General features: G+C 34.1%; 19 protein-coding genes. 12 read left to right on the forward strand and 7 right to left on the reverse strand.

The features are described from left to right. Positions 1-82 precede the first annotated feature (82 nt). Entirely contained in the window at positions 83-463 is a 381-nt protein-coding gene (locus tag MYRA21_RS01170; protein ID WP_039328360.1) for a hypothetical protein, read from the forward strand. 57 nt (positions 464-520) lie between these two features. Here the strand turns inward: MYRA21_RS01170 and MYRA21_RS01175 are convergent, their stop codons facing one another. Together MYRA21_RS01175 and MYRA21_RS01180 are read right to left on the reverse strand one after the other, a co-directional pair. Next, positions 521-772, reverse strand: a complete 252-nt coding sequence (locus tag MYRA21_RS01175) for a type B 50S ribosomal protein L31 (RefSeq protein ID WP_025125308.1) — start codon at positions 770-772, stop codon at positions 521-523. A gap of 202 nt (positions 773-974) precedes the next feature. Further along, a complete protein-coding gene (locus tag MYRA21_RS01180) occupies positions 975-1,391 on the reverse strand; it encodes a DUF695 domain-containing protein (protein ID WP_006261821.1) in 417 nt (138 codons plus the stop codon). A 121-nt stretch (positions 1,392-1,512) separates the two neighbouring features. Here MYRA21_RS01180 and MYRA21_RS01185 point away from each other — a divergent pair, with 121 nt between their 5' ends. Next, positions 1,513-2,802: a S28 family serine protease gene (locus MYRA21_RS01185; RefSeq protein ID WP_039328361.1), complete on the forward strand. Its 1,290-nt coding sequence runs from the start codon at positions 1,513-1,515 to the stop codon at positions 2,800-2,802. Positions 2,803-2,863: 61 nt separating this feature from the next. On the opposite strand, the gene MYRA21_RS01190 is transcribed toward MYRA21_RS01185, so the two are convergent. Next, entirely contained in the window at positions 2,864-3,574 is a 711-nt protein-coding gene (locus MYRA21_RS01190; RefSeq protein WP_144246093.1) for a hypothetical protein, read from the reverse strand. Positions 3,575-4,397: 823 nt separating this feature from the next. On the opposite strand from MYRA21_RS01190, the gene MYRA21_RS01195 reads away from it, so the two are divergent. The 7 genes from MYRA21_RS01195 to MYRA21_RS01225 all read left to right on the forward strand — a co-directional run bounded on the left by MYRA21_RS01195 (position 4,398) and on the right by MYRA21_RS01225 (position 12,007). Then, on the forward strand, positions 4,398-4,982 hold the full coding sequence (locus MYRA21_RS01195; RefSeq protein ID WP_006258705.1) for a DUF4199 domain-containing protein: 585 nt from the start codon (positions 4,398-4,400) through the stop codon (positions 4,980-4,982). A gap of 5 nt (positions 4,983-4,987) precedes the next feature. Beyond that, complete coding sequence (locus MYRA21_RS01200; RefSeq protein ID WP_039328362.1) at positions 4,988-5,944, forward strand: glycosyltransferase family 2 protein; 957 nt, start codon at positions 4,988-4,990, stop codon at positions 5,942-5,944. 21 nt (positions 5,945-5,965) lie between these two features. Then, a complete protein-coding gene (locus MYRA21_RS01205; RefSeq protein ID WP_006258707.1) occupies positions 5,966-7,693 on the forward strand; it encodes a phospho-sugar mutase in 1,728 nt (575 codons plus the stop codon). A 71-nt stretch (positions 7,694-7,764) separates the two neighbouring features. Then, positions 7,765-9,594, forward strand: a complete 1,830-nt coding sequence (locus tag MYRA21_RS01210) for an ABC transporter ATP-binding protein (protein WP_039328364.1) — start codon at positions 7,765-7,767, stop codon at positions 9,592-9,594. Then, positions 9,595-10,296, forward strand: coding sequence for a DUF2971 domain-containing protein (locus MYRA21_RS01215; protein WP_006258710.1), 702 nt, complete (start codon positions 9,595-9,597; stop codon positions 10,294-10,296). 15 nt (positions 10,297-10,311) lie between these two features. After that, positions 10,312-11,499 carry a nicotinate phosphoribosyltransferase gene (pncB, locus tag MYRA21_RS01220; RefSeq protein WP_006258711.1) on the forward strand — a complete coding sequence of 396 codons (1,188 nt, stop codon included), beginning with the start codon at positions 10,312-10,314 and terminating at the stop codon, positions 11,497-11,499. 88 nt (positions 11,500-11,587) lie between these two features. After that, positions 11,588-12,007: a nucleoside-diphosphate kinase gene (locus tag MYRA21_RS01225; RefSeq protein ID WP_006258715.1), complete on the forward strand. Its 420-nt coding sequence runs from the start codon at positions 11,588-11,590 to the stop codon at positions 12,005-12,007. Positions 12,008-12,094: 87 nt separating this feature from the next. On the opposite strand, the gene glsA is transcribed toward MYRA21_RS01225, so the two are convergent. The 3 genes from glsA to MYRA21_RS01240 are packed head-to-tail and all read right to left on the reverse strand — an operon-like array spanning position 12,095 to position 15,083. Further along, entirely contained in the window at positions 12,095-13,120 is a 1,026-nt protein-coding gene (glsA, locus tag MYRA21_RS01230) for a glutaminase A (protein WP_006258717.1), read from the reverse strand. 14 nt (positions 13,121-13,134) lie between these two features. Further along, a complete protein-coding gene (locus tag MYRA21_RS01235) occupies positions 13,135-14,166 on the reverse strand; it encodes an AMP-binding protein (RefSeq protein WP_006261829.1) in 1,032 nt (343 codons plus the stop codon). Positions 14,167-14,177: 11 nt separating this feature from the next. Next, complete coding sequence (locus MYRA21_RS01240; RefSeq protein WP_039328366.1) at positions 14,178-15,083, reverse strand: CPBP family intramembrane glutamic endopeptidase; 906 nt, start codon at positions 15,081-15,083, stop codon at positions 14,178-14,180. A gap of 42 nt (positions 15,084-15,125) precedes the next feature. On the opposite strand from MYRA21_RS01240, the gene arsC reads away from it, so the two are divergent. Both arsC and MYRA21_RS01250 read left to right on the forward strand, forming a co-directional pair. Continuing rightward, on the forward strand, positions 15,126-15,467 hold the full coding sequence (arsC, locus tag MYRA21_RS01245; protein ID WP_006258722.1) for an arsenate reductase (glutaredoxin): 342 nt from the start codon (positions 15,126-15,128) through the stop codon (positions 15,465-15,467). Positions 15,468-15,551: 84 nt separating this feature from the next. Next, on the forward strand, positions 15,552-18,029 hold the full coding sequence (locus MYRA21_RS01250) for an outer membrane beta-barrel family protein (protein WP_006258724.1): 2,478 nt from the start codon (positions 15,552-15,554) through the stop codon (positions 18,027-18,029). A 172-nt stretch (positions 18,030-18,201) separates the two neighbouring features. Here the strand turns inward: MYRA21_RS01250 and MYRA21_RS19120 are convergent, their stop codons facing one another. Then, the gene (locus MYRA21_RS19120) at positions 18,202-18,378 is read right to left on the reverse strand and encodes a hypothetical protein (protein WP_006258725.1); all 177 of its coding nucleotides are present in this window, start codon (positions 18,376-18,378) and stop codon (positions 18,202-18,204) included. A 151-nt stretch (positions 18,379-18,529) separates the two neighbouring features. On the opposite strand from MYRA21_RS19120, the gene fumC reads away from it, so the two are divergent. Beyond that, positions 18,530-19,930, forward strand: a complete 1,401-nt coding sequence (fumC, locus tag MYRA21_RS01255) for a class II fumarate hydratase (protein WP_006261833.1) — start codon at positions 18,530-18,532, stop codon at positions 19,928-19,930. The last annotated feature ends 94 nt before the right edge of the window (positions 19,931-20,024 follow it).

Consider the following 20,024-nt stretch of genomic DNA (forward strand, 5'->3'; position numbering starts at 1 on the left):
ATACTCTATTCATACATAACAAATTCACTCCACAACCTATCTACTTCAAAATAAATCCTTTATCTTTAAAATAAAAAATATTATGAAAAAACTATTGCTATTATTCGGTCTCGTCCTATGTACACTATTAAGTAGCTGTAGTGGCTCTGATACTTATCAAGGTGAATGGAAGGCTACAGATGAAAACAATAAACACTTCACCATCACGTTCGAAAAAAGAAAATATACTATCACCAGTGAAGATGGACAAGTCAGCACACATAACTACACCGAATTTGAACATCACACCATAAATAGTATTGAGACCTACGGTATCAGGATGATAGAAGAAGGAAAAGAACTATACATACACTTCCCGATCAAGAACAATAATGTCATTGCCTTTATACAAACCAAAGGAAAGCAAGTATTATACACACTCTCTAGAGACGCATATCTCACCACGTCAGATATATATATATAAACTATAAAAAAAAGCCTCTCAAGTGATTGAGAGGCTTTTGTATATGATAAGCTAAAATTATTTACCAAATTTAGCGTATTTGTTTTTGAATTTGTCAATACGTCCTGCAGTATCGATAAGTTTAGATTTACCTGTGTAGAATGGGTGAGATGTACGAGAGATCTCCATTTTGTACACTGGGTATTCTACTCCGTCAACTTCGATTGTTTCTTTAGTCTCTACTGTTGATTTTGTGATGAATACGTCATCATTTGACATATCTTTAAATGCTACTAATCTGTAATTTTCTGGGTGAATACCTTTTCTCATGATAAATTCTATTTTAAATTGTGAGCTACCTTCCATTTCGAAGCTTTCTATTTTCAAGAAAGGTGTAAACTTCCGATAACTTTTTAGTTATACTTATGTATTTTATTTCAGATTGCAAATGTACAATATAATTTGAAAAATCAAATAACTATTTTACTTTATTTACTGATTTTATCAATCCTTTATAATATCCTATTCGTTATCAACTAATAAGCTTAGACACTATCTCCCAATCCTTATCCTCTTCTATCTCTATATGTATATCTATAGTATCTTCTATAGTATCACAATATCCTCCTATAGCCTCTCCATCTACATCATCACTCGCTAAATAACAAAAGATATCTCTTACCCCCCTACGCGTCATTTTACCTATATATTGTATATCTGACTGAGTTCTTCTTAAGATATCTATGATATTATTCTCTATTTCTTCTAATCGTTCGTTTTCTTCCCATGTAGGGTACTCACGCTCTGTCTCTACAAGTGATAATTCTATAACAAATGCATAAGGATATTTATCCTTGTCGCTAAAGTTAGCATAAGACATATTAATCACTCCAGTAGCTTTAAAGCCGCCTACCTCTAAAACACGAATACTCATACTTTGATCGCTCATAACTCTTTTAATTTTGAAACTAAATATACAAAATTTTTCGCATTTTAACATTTTTATATTTTAGTGAAGCTTTAACAATCCTATCTTTGAAAACACTAACCCTATTTAAGACTAAAACATTATGTTTAAAAAATTAATCACACTCGTATTCTTATTGATTACAGTGCTGGCAGTCGCACACCCTGATCAGAAAAAAGTAGAACAGGCTCTGTACAACTTAAAGAATGTAACATTCAAACAACTAGAGTCTAAAGATGACTCATATCTATTGTATGAACTTAGAGTAAGACAACAAGTAGATCACACAGATCCTTCTAAAGGTTATTTTTATCAAAAGGTACACTTCTATCACAAGGATTTTGATCACCCTATGATTATGGAGACTAACGGTTATGATCTATATGTACGTGCTAGCGAAATGGTAAACTATCTACAGAGTAACTACTTAAATATAGAACACAGATTCTTCGGAGAGTCTATCCCTGAAGGCAAACCATGGCAGTATCTTACTATGGAACAAGTAACAGCTGACTTACATGAGATCAACCAACTGTTTAAAGAAATCTATACAAACAATAAATGGATCAGTACAGGTATTAGCAAAGGTGGACAGACTAGCATCTACTATAAATACTTCTATCCTAATGACGTAGATGTAGCGATTCCGTATGTAGCTCCATTTAACCAAGCGTTAGAAGAGCCTCGTATATATCCATTTTTAGCAAATGTGGGAGACAAATCATGTAGAGACAAAATCTACAATATCCAGGTAAAACTATTTGAAAACAAAACACAGATTCTAGAAAAGCTTAAATGGTATGCTAAAGGAGCTAAATTGTCTTTTAGCTATTTAGGTTCTTTAGAAAAAGCTTTTGAATACGCAGTATTAGAATACAGCTTCGGATTCTGGCAAAGTGGTCACTCATGTGCTACATTCCCTAATACAAAAAACATTGATGAACTAACAGAACACTTCCTAAGCGTAAGTAATATAGACTTCTTTAGTGATCAAACGATCAAGCGATATGAATCACACTATTATCAGTCAGGAACACAGCTAGGATACTACGGATATGACATCACTCCATTCAAGAAATACGTGAGCTTTACGTCTAACCCGCTAGCTACCTTTATGCCTGAAGGAACTACATACAACAACTTTAACGATGCACTAATCCAAAAAGTAAAAACATGGTTAGAGAATGATGCGAATAACATTATCTATGTATATGGCGAGACAGATACATGGAGTGCCTCTATGGTAGTACCTAGTGCTAAGGTCAACTCTAAAGCTTACATACTTCCTAAAAAAGATCATGGACAAGCACGTGTGAAGAATATGACTCCTGAGATGAGAACGCAGTTCTTCTCTACGTTAGAAAAAATGACAGGATTAAAACCCCTAAAATAACTTGAAGAAATAAAGCCAAAAGCGCCTTTCTCTAATGAATAGAGAAAGGCGCTTTTTAATTTTAAAACTCTAATACTTCTGAATAGGTATTTTCATTACAATTCCTTAGTTTATATAACTCTCCAATTTTAATAGATGATTTTTCAACTACCGGATTCTCGCTATCAAATTCATTCAATCCAGTTGTTACTTCTTTTTTCTTAATTGAGAAATTTATACTCATGTGCATCCCCTCTCCTGTACTTCTACTAAACTGATAATAATCAGCGCCTATTAATTCAAAATCATTATGCTGATACCTAAATTTATAAGTCATATTACTGCTAAAATAAGTACCACAGCTTGACCAATAATTAAACTTCCAAATAAGAATATTATTGACGATACTCACTTCATCAAAAGGATCTGATAAACAAGGATTTTCCACAGAGTTTTCACTAGGAACAAATCCTTCAGAATTCTTCTCTACCAAACGATAGTTATTCGATTTATCTTTAAAGAAAACCAATACTTCTCTAGGATTAGTATCTAATAGATTTTGTCCTAATGACTCATTTTTAATTATGTTAGAAGCATCTGTATTTTTTATAACCAAAACTAAATCTTCTATTCCATCTTTATTCAAATCTCCTTTAGCTGTACTAACGATCTTCCAGTTTTTAGGTACATAATTAAGATACGATTTCTGTGCTACAGAGTTATATGAAATTAAAAAAATCACGATTAGCATCATATTTTTCATCACACATATCCCAATATTATTCTTTTGCATAAACATTTTATATAAAAATAGCATACTAAAATACAATATAAAAAAACATCGAAAAAACACTTTTCAAACAAACCTATACACCTACCATACATACTCCATACTTCATTCTATTTAAGTGCCCCTTTACTCAAAATTAAATTACTCAACCTATAACTCCCTCCACACTGAACCCAAGTTTTAGATTAGTCGTAGATCCCCTATCAATACAAGAATCATTCTTCGACTAATGACCTCTCTACTCCACCATTCTCGGCTTATTCTCCATGAATTATCGAGCAAATAAGAACCAACACTAGTGTTCGCAAGGGATTACAAGGGGGTATCATATTAGGTACATCATATCATTATTTGTATCAAAATAGCCTCTATCCCTTATAAATAAAGAGATTAGCAGTAAATATCTCTTTTTAGAATTCTAAAAAAAATAGGATGATTTTTTTATTAAAAGGGGCAAAAACAGCGTTTCGAACCGAAAATTTTAAAAAAAACAGAAGATTATAGCTCAAATAAGAGGGTACACATCAACATTTTAGATCAAAACAAAAAAACTGGATTATGAATTTTAATTCCCATTGATAAAAAGACGCTCCACATACTCACTTTCAATATGCTTATAAATTATTAGATTAGATATCCTTCTAGTCTAGAAAGAGCCAATAAATGAAAGCACGACAAGACCTTCTGCATCTTCACAACTTTACTGTTTTATAAAAAGAATAGATAAATAAGATGATTAGTGTACATTCTGTTAACAAACTCCCATTACATACCGTTCTAAAAGGGTTATTTTATTATATTTGTAAATCATATTTATAGATAACCAATGAAGAACCCAGTAAATAAAGTAGGTATTACTTTCGGAATCATATTAGCCATCTATTACACACTATTTAACAGTGTAATATTTTTTACAGACAAAGCCCTATTTGCCAATACTTTCGCTGGTTTTTTTAATATGGGTGTGATGGTTATCTTAGGGATACTGACTATCTATTTTGCTCGTAAAAAAGCAGGAGGATATGTTACATTCAGAGAAGGTTTTACTCCATTCTTCTTGATGGTCATCATCGGAGTGACTGCGAATATTATCATTTATAATATTCTTTTTAATATCGTGGATCCTTCTGCTAAGGAGGAAATTAGCAAATCTCTTTATGATATGTTAATCAAAACATTAGACGGGTCTGGACTTCCACAAGAACAAATCAATGAACAATTAGAAAAAGCTAGAAATATCAACCAATTTGCTCCTAAATCACAATTGTTTTTATGGGCAGGTAGTGTACTTAGAAATTCAATACTAGGGATATTATTAGCTGCTATATTTAAAAATAAATCAGAATTCGTAAATCCACATCCTGAAATTAATCATGATGTAGATACTGATTTTAACAAAGATCATAAATAATCTAGATGAATCTATCAATAGTAATTCCTCTGCTAAACGAAGCAGAGTCTCTGCCAGAACTACATACGTGGATAACTAAAGTTATGCAGGAGAACGGCTTTACCTATGAGATTCTCTTTATCGATGATGGTAGTAAAGACAAATCGTGGAATATAATCACTGCACTAGCTGCTAGAGATACTCAGGTCAAAGGAATACGCTTCCAACGCAACTTTGGTAAATCACAGGCTTTACACGCTGGATTTGCACAGGCACTAGGAGATGTAGTAATCACTATGGATGCTGATCTTCAAGATAGTCCTGATGAGATACCGGCACTATATGATATGATCACTAAAGAGGGGTATGATATGGTATCTGGTTGGAAAAAGAAACGATATGACTCTGTCGTATCTAAAAACCTTCCTTCTAAACTATTTAACTGGGCTGCGAGAAAGACTTCTGGTGTTCAGTTAAACGACTTTAACTGTGGACTGAAGGCCTATAAAAATGAGGTCATTAAAAATATAGAGGTATCTGGTGAGATGCACCGCTACATCCCTGTCCTAGCCAAAAATGAAGGCTTTGATAAAATAGGTGAAAAAGTAGTCATCCACCAAGCACGTAAATACGGTACTACCAAGTTTGGGATGAGTAGATTTATCTACGGTTTTCTAGATTTGATTACCATTTGGTTCCTCTCTAAATTTGGCAAAAGACCGATGCACTTATTCGGATCACTTGGGGTTATCACCTTTGGGATTGGGTTCTGTGCTGCCTTCTTTATTGGAGCGAATAAGCTGTATAAGCTTTATTATGGGTTACCCGCTATCCGAGTGACTCAAGATCCGTGGTTTTATATATCACTGGTAACAATGATCATCGGAACACAGTTATTCTTAGCGGGATTCTTAGGAGAACTTATACTTAAAACAAAGACAAACATTAGTAGATATAAAATCGCTGAACAAAGTGGTTTTTAATCCACACTAAATATCAATATTATGCAAATAGAAAAAGAAATCTTAGCAAAAGCTGAATTATGGTTAAAAGAACCTTTTGATGCTGAAACACAGGCTTCTGTTCAAAAAATGATGGATACTGATCCTGCAACTCTTAAAGACAGTTTTTATAAAAACTTAGAGTTCGGTACAGGAGGTATGCGCGGTATAATGGGAATTGGTACAAATCGTATCAACAAATATACACTAGGTAAAAATACACAAGGATTATCAAACTATATCAAACAATCATTCCCTAACCAAGAATGGAAAGTAGCTATCAACTTTGACTGTCGTCACAACAGTCAAGAGTTAGCGAAAGTAGTAGCTGATGTATTCACTGCTAACGGTATTAAAGTATACTTATTCGCAGAGATGCGCCCTACTCCTGAGTTATCTTTCGCGGTAAGACACTACGGATGTAATGCTGGTATCGTATTAACTGCATCACACAACCCACCAGAATACAATGGATATAAAGTATACTGGCAAGATGGTGGACAAATCGTTCCTCCTAATGATGCGGCTGTTATAGACGAAATCAACAGATTAACCTATAATGAAGTAAACTTCAAAGGAGATGATAACCTGATTACTTATGTAGGAGAAGAACTAGATGCTGCGTTTATCCAATCAACTGTAGAGAATGCAAGCTTTGATACTCCACAGTCTGTAAAAGATCAGTTAAAAATAGCGTATACTTCTCTACACGGTACTTCTATCAAACTTATCCCTAGAGCATTCGAAGCTGCTGGATATAAGAATGTATTCATCGTAAAAGAACAAGCAGAACCAGATGGGGACTTCCCTACTGTAAAATCTCCTAATCCAGAAGAACCAGAAGCATTGACTATGGCACTTCAGTTAGCAGATGAAACAGGTGCAGATATCGTGATCGGTACTGACCCTGATTCTGACCGTATCGGTATAGGTGTACGTGACTTAGATGGTAATATGATTCTGTTAAATGGTAACCAAACTATGGTGATGATGACAGGTTTCTTACTAGAACAATACAAACGCAATATCGGTTTTAAAGGAAATGAATTTATTGGTTCTACTATCGTTTCTACTCCTATGATGCTAGACTTAGCAGAAAGCTATGGTGTAGAGTGTAAAGTAGGATTGACAGGATTTAAATGGATAGCTAAGTTTATCAATGAATGTCCTACTCAGAAATTTATCGGTGGTGGTGAAGAGAGTTTTGGATATATGGTAGGTGATGCTGTACGTGATAAAGACGCTGTAGCTTCTGCTCTATTAGTTTGTGAGATCGCAGCTGTAGCTAAAGCAGCAGGTAGTTCTTTCTATAGAGAGTTAATGAATCTATATATCGACAATAAGTTCTATAAAGAATACCTTATTTCTCTAGTGAAAAAAGGAATCTCTGGAGCTGAAGAGATTAAACAAATGATGATCGAGTTAAGAGAAAATCCACTTACTGAAATCATCGGACAGAGAGTAGTATGTGTAGAAGACTATCAGTCTAGTGAAGCGAAGAACTTATTCACTAACGAGATAGAACCTATCCATGTGCCTAAATCTAATGTACTAATCTATTATCTAGAAGATGGTACGAAGATAGCTGCTCGTCCTAGTGGTACTGAACCGAAGATTAAATTCTACTTTAGTGTAAACGAACCATTACACGATATCGCTGAAGTGAAGGCAACGGAGAAAGTATTAGACCAAAAAATTCAAGATATCATCAACGAAATGAAGTTGAATTAGAACATATAAGAAAGACTGGTAGTACTACCAGTCTTTTTTTCTTTATTTTTGCTTTTTACATTATAACAAATATGAACGAATACTTTAAGAAGATACTTCACTTTGGTAAGCCATATAAGACCTATGCTTACTTAAACGTTTTTTTTAATATACTATACGCTTTATTCAGTGCGCTATCTTTTGTGGCATTGATCCCGATGTTGACAGTACTTTTTGGTGATGCCAAAAAAGTTACAGAGAAACCTCTCTATACAGGTATAGGACATATTAAGAATTACTTAGAAGACTATATGTCTTACTTCATCACGCAGTATACTGCAGAGCATGGAGCTCAAGATACCTTGATGGTAATGGCTGCTGTAATTATCTCGTTGTTTTTACTAAAAAACTTATTCAACTATTGGGCGATGTACTTTATTACCTTCCTAAGAAATGGAGTATTAAAAGACATTCGTAATGCGATGTATAAAAAGTCATTAGAATTACCTCTATCGTTCTTCTCTGAAAAAAGAAAAGGGGATGTGATCTCTCGAATCACTTCTGATGTACTAGAGATACAACACTCTTTCTTATCTATCTTAGAAGTAGTCGTAAGAGAACCTCTGACTATCATATTTACTATTGTAGCTATGTTTGCAATCAGTACTGAGCTAACTTTATTCGTATTTATATTTGTTCCTATCTCAGGTGTAATCATTTCTAAAGTAGGTAAGACCTTAAAGAAAAGTTCACAAAAAGCTTCTGAAGAACAAGGGTACTTCTTATCTATTATAGAAGAATCTCTATCTGGGCTAAAAGTGATCAAAAGCTTTAATTCAGAAAAAAACTTCAATAAAAAGTTTCAAGACTCTACATATAGTTTCTATGAACTAAACAATACTATCCTTAACCGTCAGAACTTATCTTCTCCACTTAGTGAATTCTTAGGTATCGTGACTATCGCTGTATTATTAGTATACGGTGGTCATCTAGTACTAGGTGAAGGTACACTGACAGGAGCTGCGTTTATTGCCTATATTGGTATGGCTTATAATATCCTTACACCTGCTAAGGCTATGTCTAAGGCTTCGTACTCATTAAAACGTGGTAATGCTGCTGCAGAGCGTGTGTTACAGGTATTAGAAGAAAATAATCCTATCGAAAGCAAAGAAAATGCAATAGCGAAGTCTAGCTTCGAGGATAAAATAGAGGTAGATAATATCTCGTTTAAGTACGAAGAAGAGTACGTATTAAAAGACTTTACCCTTACAGTGCCAAAAGGAAAATCTGTAGCGCTAGTAGGTCAGTCTGGTAGTGGTAAGAGTACGATAGCAAACTTATTGACTCGATTCTGGGATATCAATGAAGGAGCAATTAAAATAGATAACGAAGATATTCGTAACTTAGAGCTGAGCGATCTACGTGATCTTATCGGACTAGTAACTCAGGATAGTATCTTATTCAATGATACGATCAAGAACAACCTTAAGCTAGGTAAAGAAGATGCTACGGATGAAGAAATCATGCAAGCGCTTAAAATAGCTAATGCGTATGAGTTCGTCAAAGATCTACCTCATGGTATAGATACCAATATCGGTGATGCTGGAAACAAATTATCTGGAGGACAGAAACAACGTCTGTCTATCGCAAGAGCAGTGCTTAAGAATCCTCCAATCATGATATTAGACGAAGCGACGTCTGCGTTAGATACAGAAAGCGAAAAACTAGTACAGGTAGCCTTAGATAATATGATGCAAAATAGAACGTCTATTATCATAGCTCACCGTCTATCTACGATCCAAAAGGCAGACTTAATCGTAGTCATGCAAAAAGGTAAAATAGTAGAACAAGGTACTCATGAAGAGCTAATCCAGTTAAATGGTACTTACTCTAAATTAGTTTCACTACAATCATTAGAATAAATGTATAAAGACGGTAAAAATATAACACTCCCTAGCGATCCGAATACTGTTGTATGGAAGTACTTAGACTTATCTAAGTTTTTAGATTTATTACTGTCTAATAAACTATTCATGTCTAGATCTGACAAATTTGAAGATCAGTATGAAGGGACATTTAGCGAGCCAACTTTTGAAGAGATAAAAAGAATCAGCCAAGACAATCCTGATTTCTTACATCACTATAAACAGAAAAGAAAGAATATAGTCATCAGTAGTTGGCATCTTAATGAATGTGAGTCTTTCGCGATGTGGCAGATATTCACCAAAAACAAAGAAGGTATCGCTATTCAATCTACGCTAGAACGACTGCAAAAAGCGGTCTCTGTAGAAAACCGAATAGATCAATACATTGGAGAAGTAAACTATATCGATTACAAAAGAGAGTTTATTCCTTTTGACGATGAGTTCTTCCCATTCTTGTTCAAAAGACAAAGTTTTCAATACGAAAAAGAGGTTCGTATTATCTCAGATGTTAGCCCTCTAGGTATAGAGGTCAATGAAGGTATTAAAATACATGTGGATATCGAACAATTAATAGAAAAAATTTATATTCATCCTAAGTCAGAGAATTGGTATAAAAACTTAGTATTAGAGCTAATGCATAAGTTAAACTTCAAATTTCATGTGGAGAAATCTGACTTAGAAAGTGATATATTAATCTAAAAAACTATGGAAGCAATGAACACTAACCAAGTTATCGTATCTATATTAGATAACGATTTCTATAAGTTTACGATGCAGTACGCTGCTATTAAACAATTCCCTTATGCTAAAGCGTCCTATATCTTCATCAATAGAGGACAACATAAATACCCTCCAGGTTTTGCTGAAGCACTGCGCTCTGCCGTAGATGAAATGGCAAAACTAAAACTAACAAAAGCAGAGAAGATATTCTTAGAAAAGACTTGTCCTTACTTAGACCCTACTTATCTAGACTTCTTACAAGGGTATCACTATGATCCATCAGAAATAGAAATATCACAAGATGGACCAGATCTAGAAGTACATATCAAAGGATATTGGTATAGAACTATCTTATGGGAAGTACCTCTTATGTCTATTATCTGTGAGCTATATTATAAAATGACTAATTCTGAAAGAGACTCTTCAGAAAAGGTGATTGCGAATACGCGTAACAAAATAGAGAAATACAAAGAATTAGGGATTACCATTGCTGAATTTGGTACAAGAAGAAGACACTCTTATGCAGTACACCAATTAGTGGTAGATACCTTAAAGCAGTATGGCGACGGAAGCTTCATCGGGACGAGTAATGTGCACTTAGCGATGAAGTATAACACTAAACCTATTGGAACACATGCTCATGAATGGTTTATGTTCCACGCAGCTAAGTATGGTTTTAAAATGGCAAACTCAATGGGATTAGAACATTGGGTAGATACTTATAGAGGAGATTTAGGAATCGCGCTAACGGATACGTATACAAGTAAAGTTTTCTTTGAACAGTTTGATAAAAAATTTGCTAAGTTATTTGACGGAGTTAGACATGACAGTGGAGATCCATTAGACTTCGCTGATCAAGTCATCGCACATTACAAATCATTAAATATAGATCCTACTCAGAAGACTATTATCTTCTCTGATGGATTGAACCCTGAAAAAGTAGAGCGTATCGCTAATCACTGCAAAGGAAGAATAGGAATGTCATTTGGTATCGGTACAGACTTTACTAATGATGTGGGACTAGACGCTATGAATATCGTAATCAAGATGTCTCAAGCTCTTCCAGAGGGAGGATATTGGACGGATGTAGTGAAATTATCAGATGAACCTAAAAAGCACACAGGAACTCCTGAGATGATAGAATTAGCACAGAGATTATTAGAGATTCCTGTTTCTAAATAAAAGTGATTTAAACCACACTTTTTTATAAATATTATCACTTTTGTAATATTTAAAAGACTATTTTTGCAATAAATTAAATTTAAGAATAATGGCAACGAACAGAACTTTTACAATGATTAAACCTGATGCTGTAGAAGCAGGTAACATCGGTGGAATCATCAACATGATTACTGAAGGAGGATTTAAAATCGTTTCAATGAAGTTAACTCAATTAACTGTAAGAGACGCTCAAAAATTCTATGAAGTACACAGTGAAAGACCTTTCTACGGAGAATTAGTTGAATTCATGTCTAGAGGTCCAATCGTAGCAGCTATCTTAGAAAAAGAGAACGCTGTAGAAGATTTCAGAAAATTAATCGGTGCTACTAACCCAGCTGAAGCTGCTGAAGGTACTATCCGTAAAAAATATGCAAAATCAATCGGTGAAAACGCAGTACACGGATCTGATAGCGACGAGAACGCTGCTATCGAGTCTGCTTTCCACTTCTCAGGAAGAGAGCAATTCTAAGAATTTGCAATAGATTATTTGCACCCAAAAAGAAAGCCAACTGATAACAGTTGGCTTTTTCTATTTATAAGCACTTATTCTTATCTATTAAAAGATACTAAGGTTTAATTCATTTACTAGATCTAAGATCATGTGATACCCTACTACAGAGTTACCTTGTGTATCTAATCCTGGGCTGAAAGTCCCTATTCCGATTCTATTCGGCACAGAAACAACAATACCTCCTCCTACTCCAGACTTACTAGGCAAACCTACTGTACGAGCATACTCTCCACTAAACTCATACATCCCTGCGATTAACATCTGTGACTGTACTAACTTAGACATCTCTGAGTTTTTATACTTCGTATCTCCATCAAAACGAGTACATTGATTAGCAAAGAAATAACCAATCTTAGCTAAATCTTCTGCTGTAACCTCTATAGAACATTGTTTAAAATAATTGTCTAATCTATTCTCTTCTCCTTCGATCAGACCATTATTCTTTAATAAATGGAATATACCTCTGTTTCTATGTCCTGTTTCTCTCTCAGACATATATACAGAGTGGCTATAACCTATCGCTTCGTTCTTCGTGATATAACGAACCATGTCTAAAATCTTCTGAAATGCTTCATCATTATCCCCACCTAACAAGGCAGTCGTAAGTATAGCACCAGCGTTCATTAAAGGATTTAAAGGCTTTCCTTTAGTCTCTAAGTTAGCATAATGATTAAAAGGCTTATCTGTTCCATAATACCCTGCTTTAGAAAACACCTCTTTCTCTCCTAACTCCTCTACTGCTACCATCAGAGCTATTACTTTAGAAATACTCTGAATCGTAAACTTCTGTGATACATCCCCTACATTAACAACTTCTCCATTCTGCTTCACTACAGAGAATGCGATAGCGCTGGCATTAACCTTGCTCAGTTCGGGGATATAGTCTGCGACTTTTCCTTCTCCTACATGTATTCTATTTTTCTCTAAAATACGTTCTAACATCTCATTGGTAATTAGATTGGTATTATCACCATTTCTAATTATCTTCTTAGCATAAGCAGTTCCTCCAAAAGAAACTAAACATGCTACAACCCAGCTTAGGATAATGTTACTTACACTATTCTTCTTCATGTTATTAATCTAGTTTATTGAATATTCTTCTTTCTTATTATTTTGCCTGTTTCTGTCTCTTCGAACTTAGAAACAAACTGTACTTCACGAGGTTTCTCATATTTACCAAGCTCCACGTATATATCATCAGGTAAAGTATACTGCTCACTTTCAATAACTAACACTAGTTTATTACCTAAGTAAGTATCTTCTTTACTCGCCACAAAGAAACGATAAGGAATCCTCTTTGACAACTTTTCTTCTATTTGCTCAGGAAAAAGTTTTACTCCACCACTATTAATGACATTATCTACCCTTCCAAGCCATTTAAACTCCTTATTATTAATAATTTCTACTAAATCATTAGTAATAACTAATTCTGGATTAACAGTCGGGGCAGAGATTACTAAACACCCTCTATCATCTTGACTAACTGTCGCATGAGAAAGCACTGAGAAAGATGCTACACCTACTCGTTTAGCAGCTATATGAGTGATTGTTTCAGTCATCCCATAAGTCTCATATACCTTAGTAGTAACTTGTTTTAACTTATCTGCTAAACCTTGATTCACTTTAGCACCTCCAATAATAAGAGTCTTTACTTTATTTAACTCCTCTATCGAGTTCTCTACTTGCATAGGTACCATCGCTACAAAGTCATATAACTTTGTATTTTGCTCCAAAGGTCTTGCTGTAGGTTCTTTAACATCTAAAGACCATCCAACAATTAAAGATCTAATAAACATCAACTTACCACCTACAAACTTCGTAGACATACATAAAAGAGCAGTACTACCAGTAGTTATTTCAAAAAAAGAAGCAGTAGCCTTTGCTGAACAGATCATAGCTTCTTTCTTTAAATGTATAATCTTAGGAGGTCCAGTAGTACCTGATGTAGTCAAACTTACATAATCATTCATATCAAACCATTCTATAATAAGCCTTCCTAAATCGACCAAATATTCTTGAGTTCCTAGTTCCCATTCTTTAGCCAATGTAATCAACTCCTCTATCGTATAAGAGTTACCATTCAATCTAAAGTTAGGATGTATATAATTTAATTCCATAATTCATTCTTTTATCTTACTCTACCAAATAACTGATGTTTCCAATTCTTCCATTTATACTTTCTAGCGAAAACAAAAACTACTAAAGGCAAAACTATTCCCACCTGTATAATATATTCCCAAGGTGAAATAACACTTTCTGAATTAATATTGGTAAAAATAGAGTTCGTCTGAAAGGCAGTCCAATCAGAAGTGACTAATAGCACTCCTATTAAGTTATTCGCAGCATGGAAACCTAAAGCTAACTCTACACCATCATCCATTAAAGTAATAATCCCTAGAAAGAGTCCTGTTCCGATATAATAAATCATAATAGAGAATCCTATCTTCTCTACCTCAGGATTAGCTAAGTGCATTAAACCAAATAAAATAGACGTTGTAAACAAAGCTACTGCTCTACTGCGCGTAGCTAGACCTATTCCTTGCATTAAATAAGAGCGCATAAAGTATTCTTCAAAACTAGTCTGTAAAGGGATTAAAACAATCGCAAATAGAAAGAATACTAAAAAAGGCCACAGTTTAAACGAAAACACATAATCTTCTGGAGAAGTTATATATCCATAGATAAAGAACGCTATAATCACAAAACTCCATAGAGAAAAAGCAAATAATACTCTCTTCCAATCTACCTTAGCCTTAGAGGTAGTAAGGCTTAGCAGACTCTGCTTATGAACTACTAATACCCAAGCTATTAGAAACACAAACATGAATACTAAAGGCCCTATAGTTATCAAAAAATTGATGTTTTTACCAAATTTATCAATATTCATTTTTATGATTTCGTTAGTAGATAGGGCTGAATATCTTAAAGAAATCCAATTCAGGAACATAATCCCTAAAAAAAATAACGAAAAAGGTAAATAATGCCAAAGTTTCTGACTTTTGTTTATTCTCAATAGCTGTTCAATAATTCCCATATCTCAAAAAATGTACTATATTTGGTATAAAATTCCTTATTTATGATCACAATTTATCACAATCCGCGTTGTAGCAAATCACGCGAAAGTATTGCTTTCATGGAAGAGCAAGGTGTAGCATACAAAATTATAAAATATTTGGATGCAGACCTTACTGAAAATGATGTAAAGACAATACTAACAAAACTCAATTACAATCCAATCGATTTAGTTCGTACAAAAGATGCATTTTGGAAAGATACTTTTGGAAGTAATACATTGAGCGATGACGAGATAATCGAAGCTATGGTTTTAAACCCAAAGCTGATTGAAAGACCTATTGTTGTTAATGGCCCTAAAGCTGTTATTGCAAGACCTACAGAAAAGATTCATGAAATCCTGTAAGACTAATTAACAATTTATTAACCATTTTGTTTTTAAACCTTCACCGCAAATTATAGTCTAATAGATATAAAACTAACGACTATAATGAAAAGATTAAAAACTACAAAAGTTCTTCTAATGCTGTTAACTCTAATGTTCGGGGTAACAGCATTAGCACAGAACTCTAAAAAAAGTACTGTAACAGGTACTGTAGTAGAAGCTGCTACAAATCTTCCCTTAGAATATGCGAGTGTATTCGCACAAAATGAGAACAATGCTAATATTGTCTCAGGAGGTATGACCGACTCAAAAGGACAATACTCTTTTGAAGTACCTGACGGGTCATACTTAATTCGTATAGAATACTTAGGTTTTAAAACTATTGAACTACGCAAAGTAGCTGTCAATGGAAATACTAATATAGGTATTAAGAAAGTCACAGATGACGCTCAAATGCTAGACGAAGTACTAGTCATTGCAGAAAAATCTACTGTAGATATTAAGCTTGACAAAAAAGTTTACAATGTAGGTGAAGATATGATTGTAAAAGGAGGTACTGCAGGAGATGTATTAGACAACGTTCCTTCAGTAACTGTAGATAGTGAAGGTGCTGTTAGTTTACGTGGTAACGAGAATGTAAAAGTACTTATCGATGGTAAACCTACTGGTCTTGCTAATAATATCCAAGAAGCAATGCGTATTCTATCTGCTGAATCAATCGAAAAAGTAGAAGTAATCACTAATCCATCAGCTAGATATGAAGCTGAAGGAGGTGCTGGTATTATTAATATCGTCCTTAAGAAAGGTAAAGCACAAGGTATTAATGGAAATATCACGGGTACAATAGGAGATCCTCGCAACTATGAATTAAATGGTAATGTAAATATTCGTGGAGAGAAATATAACTTCTATACGACCTTATCTTATAGAGATACTAAAACAAAAGGATATAACGTTAACAACAACCAATATCTAGATCACGATGGTAATCCTATACAGTACATCGATGAATATAAAGACAACAATAGAGAAAGACAAGGCTACAACGGTATGTTCGGTCTAGACTACTATATTACTCCTTCTCTAACTTGGTCTAATAGTGTGAATGTACGTAGAAGTAATGGTACCTCTCCTAACTCTGTTGATTACCAATATTACGATGGTAACCACAACTTAGACTATAATAGATATAGAGAAGAAAGACGTAAGTCAAACTATAACAGTGTAGAATATACAACATCATTTGAAAAGAAATTTGCTAAAGAAGATCACAAGTTAACAGTAGAGGCTAGTATCTCTAAAGACACTAGTGATGACGATGCTAATATCTCTGACATTAATGATAAGCATAACCTAATGACTTACGAAAGAACTCTTAGTGATGACAAATATAAGTCAGGTCTAGTAAAAGTAGATTACACATTACCTTTAGGAGAGAGTGGAAACTTTGAAGCAGGTTACTTAGGTACATTTAAATCGACAACTAATAACTTTGGATTATATAATCTAACTAATAATGAATGGATTAACAACACTAGAGTTTCTAACGTACTAGAATACAAAGAACAAGTTAATGCATTCTATGCTCAATATGGAGATAAAATAACTGACAAACTTAACTATATGGTTGGGTTCCGTTGGGAAAAAAGTAATATTGACGTAAATCAATTAACTAGCAACGATTACAACAACAAGAAATATGATGACTTCTTCCCTAGTTTATTTTTAAACTATGAATTGGATGAATCTAGTAATGTGAGTATTAGTTATAGTAAACGTATTATGCGTCCTAGAGGGCGTTTCTTAAACCCTTTCTCTAATTATACGAGTGACATCAACTTCTTTCAAGGAAACCCTGATTTAAACCCTGCTAAAACAAATGCATTTGATTTAGGGTATTTGAAGAGATGGAGTGGATTCACTCTTAGTGCATCTGCTTACTTAAATAAAACGGATGACACATTCCAATTCGTAAGAAGAGAAGCGGGTACAAATGCAAGTGGTACAACTATTATTGTTAGTTCACCAATTAACTTAGCTACAGAATACAGATATGGATTTGATTTTACCTTAAACTATACTCCATTTAAATGGTGGAAATTAAATGGTAACTTCAACTTCTTTAGAACAGAAACAAAAGGAGACTATACTTTCACTAAACTAGATGGAACAGTAGAAACGCAAAACTTTGACCAAAACTCTTATGCTTGGTTTACTAGATTATCATCTAAGATATCATTGCCTTATAAAATAGATTGGCAAGTAAACGGAATGTACAGAGCACCTTATGATACATCACAAGGAAAAGCATTAGGAAACCTATCTGCTAATACCTCTATAAGTAAAGATATCTTAAAAGACAAAGCTACCATTACATTAAATGTTAGTGATATCTTCGACTCTAGAAAAAGAGAAACAGACACTTATTTACCAACATCTATTTCACATAGTGAAATGCAGTGGAGAGGAAGACAAGTAAACTTATCATTTACTTATCGTTTTAACCAAACTAAAATGGATAGACAGAAACAACAAAGAAATGCTGGTGGTGGCGAAGAACAAGGAGAAGGAGAAATGATGTAATCAAACAAAGAAACCTTTACTAAACTATTATAAATTTATTATTTGTTAGGGGGCTACCATTGGGTAGTCCCTTTTTTTATCCCCATATTTTTCGAATCTATCAACCCTCATAAATAGGCATAAAAAAAGAGCCATAATACATATTATGACTCTTTATTTCTTAAACCAAATACTAGATCTGATTGTCTTCTAATTGCTGTCTTTTAGCTTTCTTCTCTTTGATTAGTTCTCTAGCTCCACCTACTGCCCAGTAAGATACGAAACCAACTAAGAACATCATAAGCCAAAATGCCATAGTAACTACAGTCATGGCAACGATGAAACCTAAATACTGTTGAAATTCAAACATGTTTTCTCCGGATTAATTTTTGTATATACGCCGTAAATATACTCACTTTTATTTTTTCTACCTAACCTACTCTAACTTTTAATCTTTCTTTAGAATGAAACTAAATAATTATCCTTATCTTTAGAGAACAATCATTCTAAATAAATTAATAATGGAATACAGAATAGAAAAAGACACTATAGGAGAAATAAAAGTTGCTAAAGACAAATATTGGGGAGCACAAACGGAACGCTCTAAAAACAACTTTAAAATAGGTCCTGAAGCATCTATGCCACACGAAATCATAGAAGCTTTTGCTTATCTTAAAAAAGCAGCAGCTTTTACGAATGCTGATTTAAATGTTTTACCTTCAGAAAAAAGAGATCATATCGCTAAAGTATGTGACGAAATACTAGAAGGCAAACTAGATGCTCATTTTCCTTTAGTTATTTGGCAAACAGGTTCTGGTACACAGTCTAATATGAATGTGAATGAAGTAATTGCTAATAGAGCTCAAGTATTAGCTGGTCTTCAAATAGGTGAAGGCGAACCAGTACTTAAAGCAAATGATGATGTAAACAAATCTCAATCCTCTAATGATACCTACCCTACTGCAATGCACATTGCTGCTTATAAAGCTGTCGTAGAATATACTATCCCAGGTGTGACTGCATTGAGAAACACATTAGACAAAAAAGCTAAAGAACTAAAAGATGTAGTAAAGATAGGCCGTACACACCTTATGGATGCTACCCCTCTTACACTAGGTCAAGAAATATCAGGTTACGTCGCACAATTAGATTATGGACTAAAAGCATTAAATCACACTTTACCTCATCTTGCTGAATTAGCTCTAGGAGGTACTGCTGTAGGTACAGGCTTAAATACTCCTAAAGGATATGATGTAAAAGTAGCAGAGTATATTGCTAAATTCACGAAACTACCTTTTGTAACGGCTCCAAACAAATTTGAAGCTCTAGCCGCTCATGATGCAATTGTAGAAACACATGGAGCATTAAAACAACTTGCTGTTTCTCTTTATAAAATAGCTAATGATATCAGACTACTAGCTTCTGGACCACGCTCTGGAATTGGCGAAATCATTATTCCTGCAAATGAACCAGGGTCTTCTATTATGCCTGGTAAAGTAAACCCTACACAATGTGAAGCACTTACTATGGTAGCTGCACAAGTGATAGGTAATGATACTACAATATCTTTTGCTGGTACTCAGGGTCATTTCGAACTAAACGTATTCAAACCTGTTATGGCAGCCAACTTCTTACAATCTGCTAGACTGATAGGAGAAGCTTGTATTTCTTTTGATGAGCATTGTGCACAAGGAATTGAAGCAAACGACAAACGTATTAAAGAATTACTAGATAGTTCATTAATGCTAGTAACTGCTTTAAATACCAAAATTGGTTATTACAAAGCAGCCGAAATAGCGCAAACTGCTCATGCTAATGGCACAACGCTAAAAGAAGAAGCTGTTCGCTTAGGATATGTTACACCTGAAGATTTTGACAAGTGGGTTGATCCTAAGTTAATGATTGGAAATATCGAAGATTAAAACATACTGAACCTTAAATAGAAAAGCCAATAGCATATAATATGTTATTGGCTTTTTACCTTTTAAACAGTTCTCTTCAGATAACAATTCTTAA

Origin of the sequence: Myroides sp. A21 (assembly GCF_000807225.1) — a bacterium.
GTDB lineage: Bacteria > Bacteroidota > Bacteroidia > Flavobacteriales > Flavobacteriaceae > Flavobacterium > Flavobacterium odoratimimum.

Coding starts and splice junctions, on each gene's coding strand:
- MYRA21_RS01240 (WP_039328366.1), bottom strand. CDS start 15,083: ATGGGAATTATTGAACAGCTATTGAGAATAAACAAAAGTCAGAAACTT.
- MYRA21_RS01235 (WP_006261829.1), bottom strand. CDS start 14,166: ATGGAATTAAATTATATACATCCTAACTTTAGATTGAATGGTAACTCT.
- MYRA21_RS01225 (WP_006258715.1), top strand. CDS start 11,588: ATGGCAACGAACAGAACTTTTACAATGATTAAACCTGATGCTGTAGAA.
- MYRA21_RS01205 (WP_006258707.1), top strand. CDS start 5,966: ATGCAAATAGAAAAAGAAATCTTAGCAAAAGCTGAATTATGGTTAAAA.
- arsC (WP_006258722.1), top strand. CDS start 15,126: ATGATCACAATTTATCACAATCCGCGTTGTAGCAAATCACGCGAAAGT.
- MYRA21_RS01250 (WP_006258724.1), top strand. CDS start 15,552: ATGAAAAGATTAAAAACTACAAAAGTTCTTCTAATGCTGTTAACTCTA.
- MYRA21_RS01175 (WP_025125308.1), bottom strand. CDS start 772: ATGAGAAAAGGTATTCACCCAGAAAATTACAGATTAGTAGCATTTAAA.
- MYRA21_RS01215 (WP_006258710.1), top strand. CDS start 9,595: ATGTATAAAGACGGTAAAAATATAACACTCCCTAGCGATCCGAATACT.
- fumC (WP_006261833.1), top strand. CDS start 18,530: ATGGAATACAGAATAGAAAAAGACACTATAGGAGAAATAAAAGTTGCT.
- MYRA21_RS01190 (WP_144246093.1), bottom strand. CDS start 3,574: ATGCAAAAGAATAATATTGGGATATGTGTGATGAAAAATATGATGCTA.
- pncB (WP_006258711.1), top strand. CDS start 10,312: ATGAACACTAACCAAGTTATCGTATCTATATTAGATAACGATTTCTAT.
- MYRA21_RS01170 (WP_039328360.1), top strand. CDS start 83: ATGAAAAAACTATTGCTATTATTCGGTCTCGTCCTATGTACACTATTA.
- MYRA21_RS19120 (WP_006258725.1), bottom strand. CDS start 18,378: ATGTTTGAATTTCAACAGTATTTAGGTTTCATCGTTGCCATGACTGTA.
- MYRA21_RS01195 (WP_006258705.1), top strand. CDS start 4,398: ATGAAGAACCCAGTAAATAAAGTAGGTATTACTTTCGGAATCATATTA.
- MYRA21_RS01200 (WP_039328362.1), top strand. CDS start 4,988: ATGAATCTATCAATAGTAATTCCTCTGCTAAACGAAGCAGAGTCTCTG.
- glsA (WP_006258717.1), bottom strand. CDS start 13,120: ATGAAGAAGAATAGTGTAAGTAACATTATCCTAAGCTGGGTTGTAGCA.
- MYRA21_RS01210 (WP_039328364.1), top strand. CDS start 7,765: ATGAACGAATACTTTAAGAAGATACTTCACTTTGGTAAGCCATATAAG.
- MYRA21_RS01185 (WP_039328361.1), top strand. CDS start 1,513: ATGTTTAAAAAATTAATCACACTCGTATTCTTATTGATTACAGTGCTG.
- MYRA21_RS01180 (WP_006261821.1), bottom strand. CDS start 1,391: ATGAGCGATCAAAGTATGAGTATTCGTGTTTTAGAGGTAGGCGGCTTT.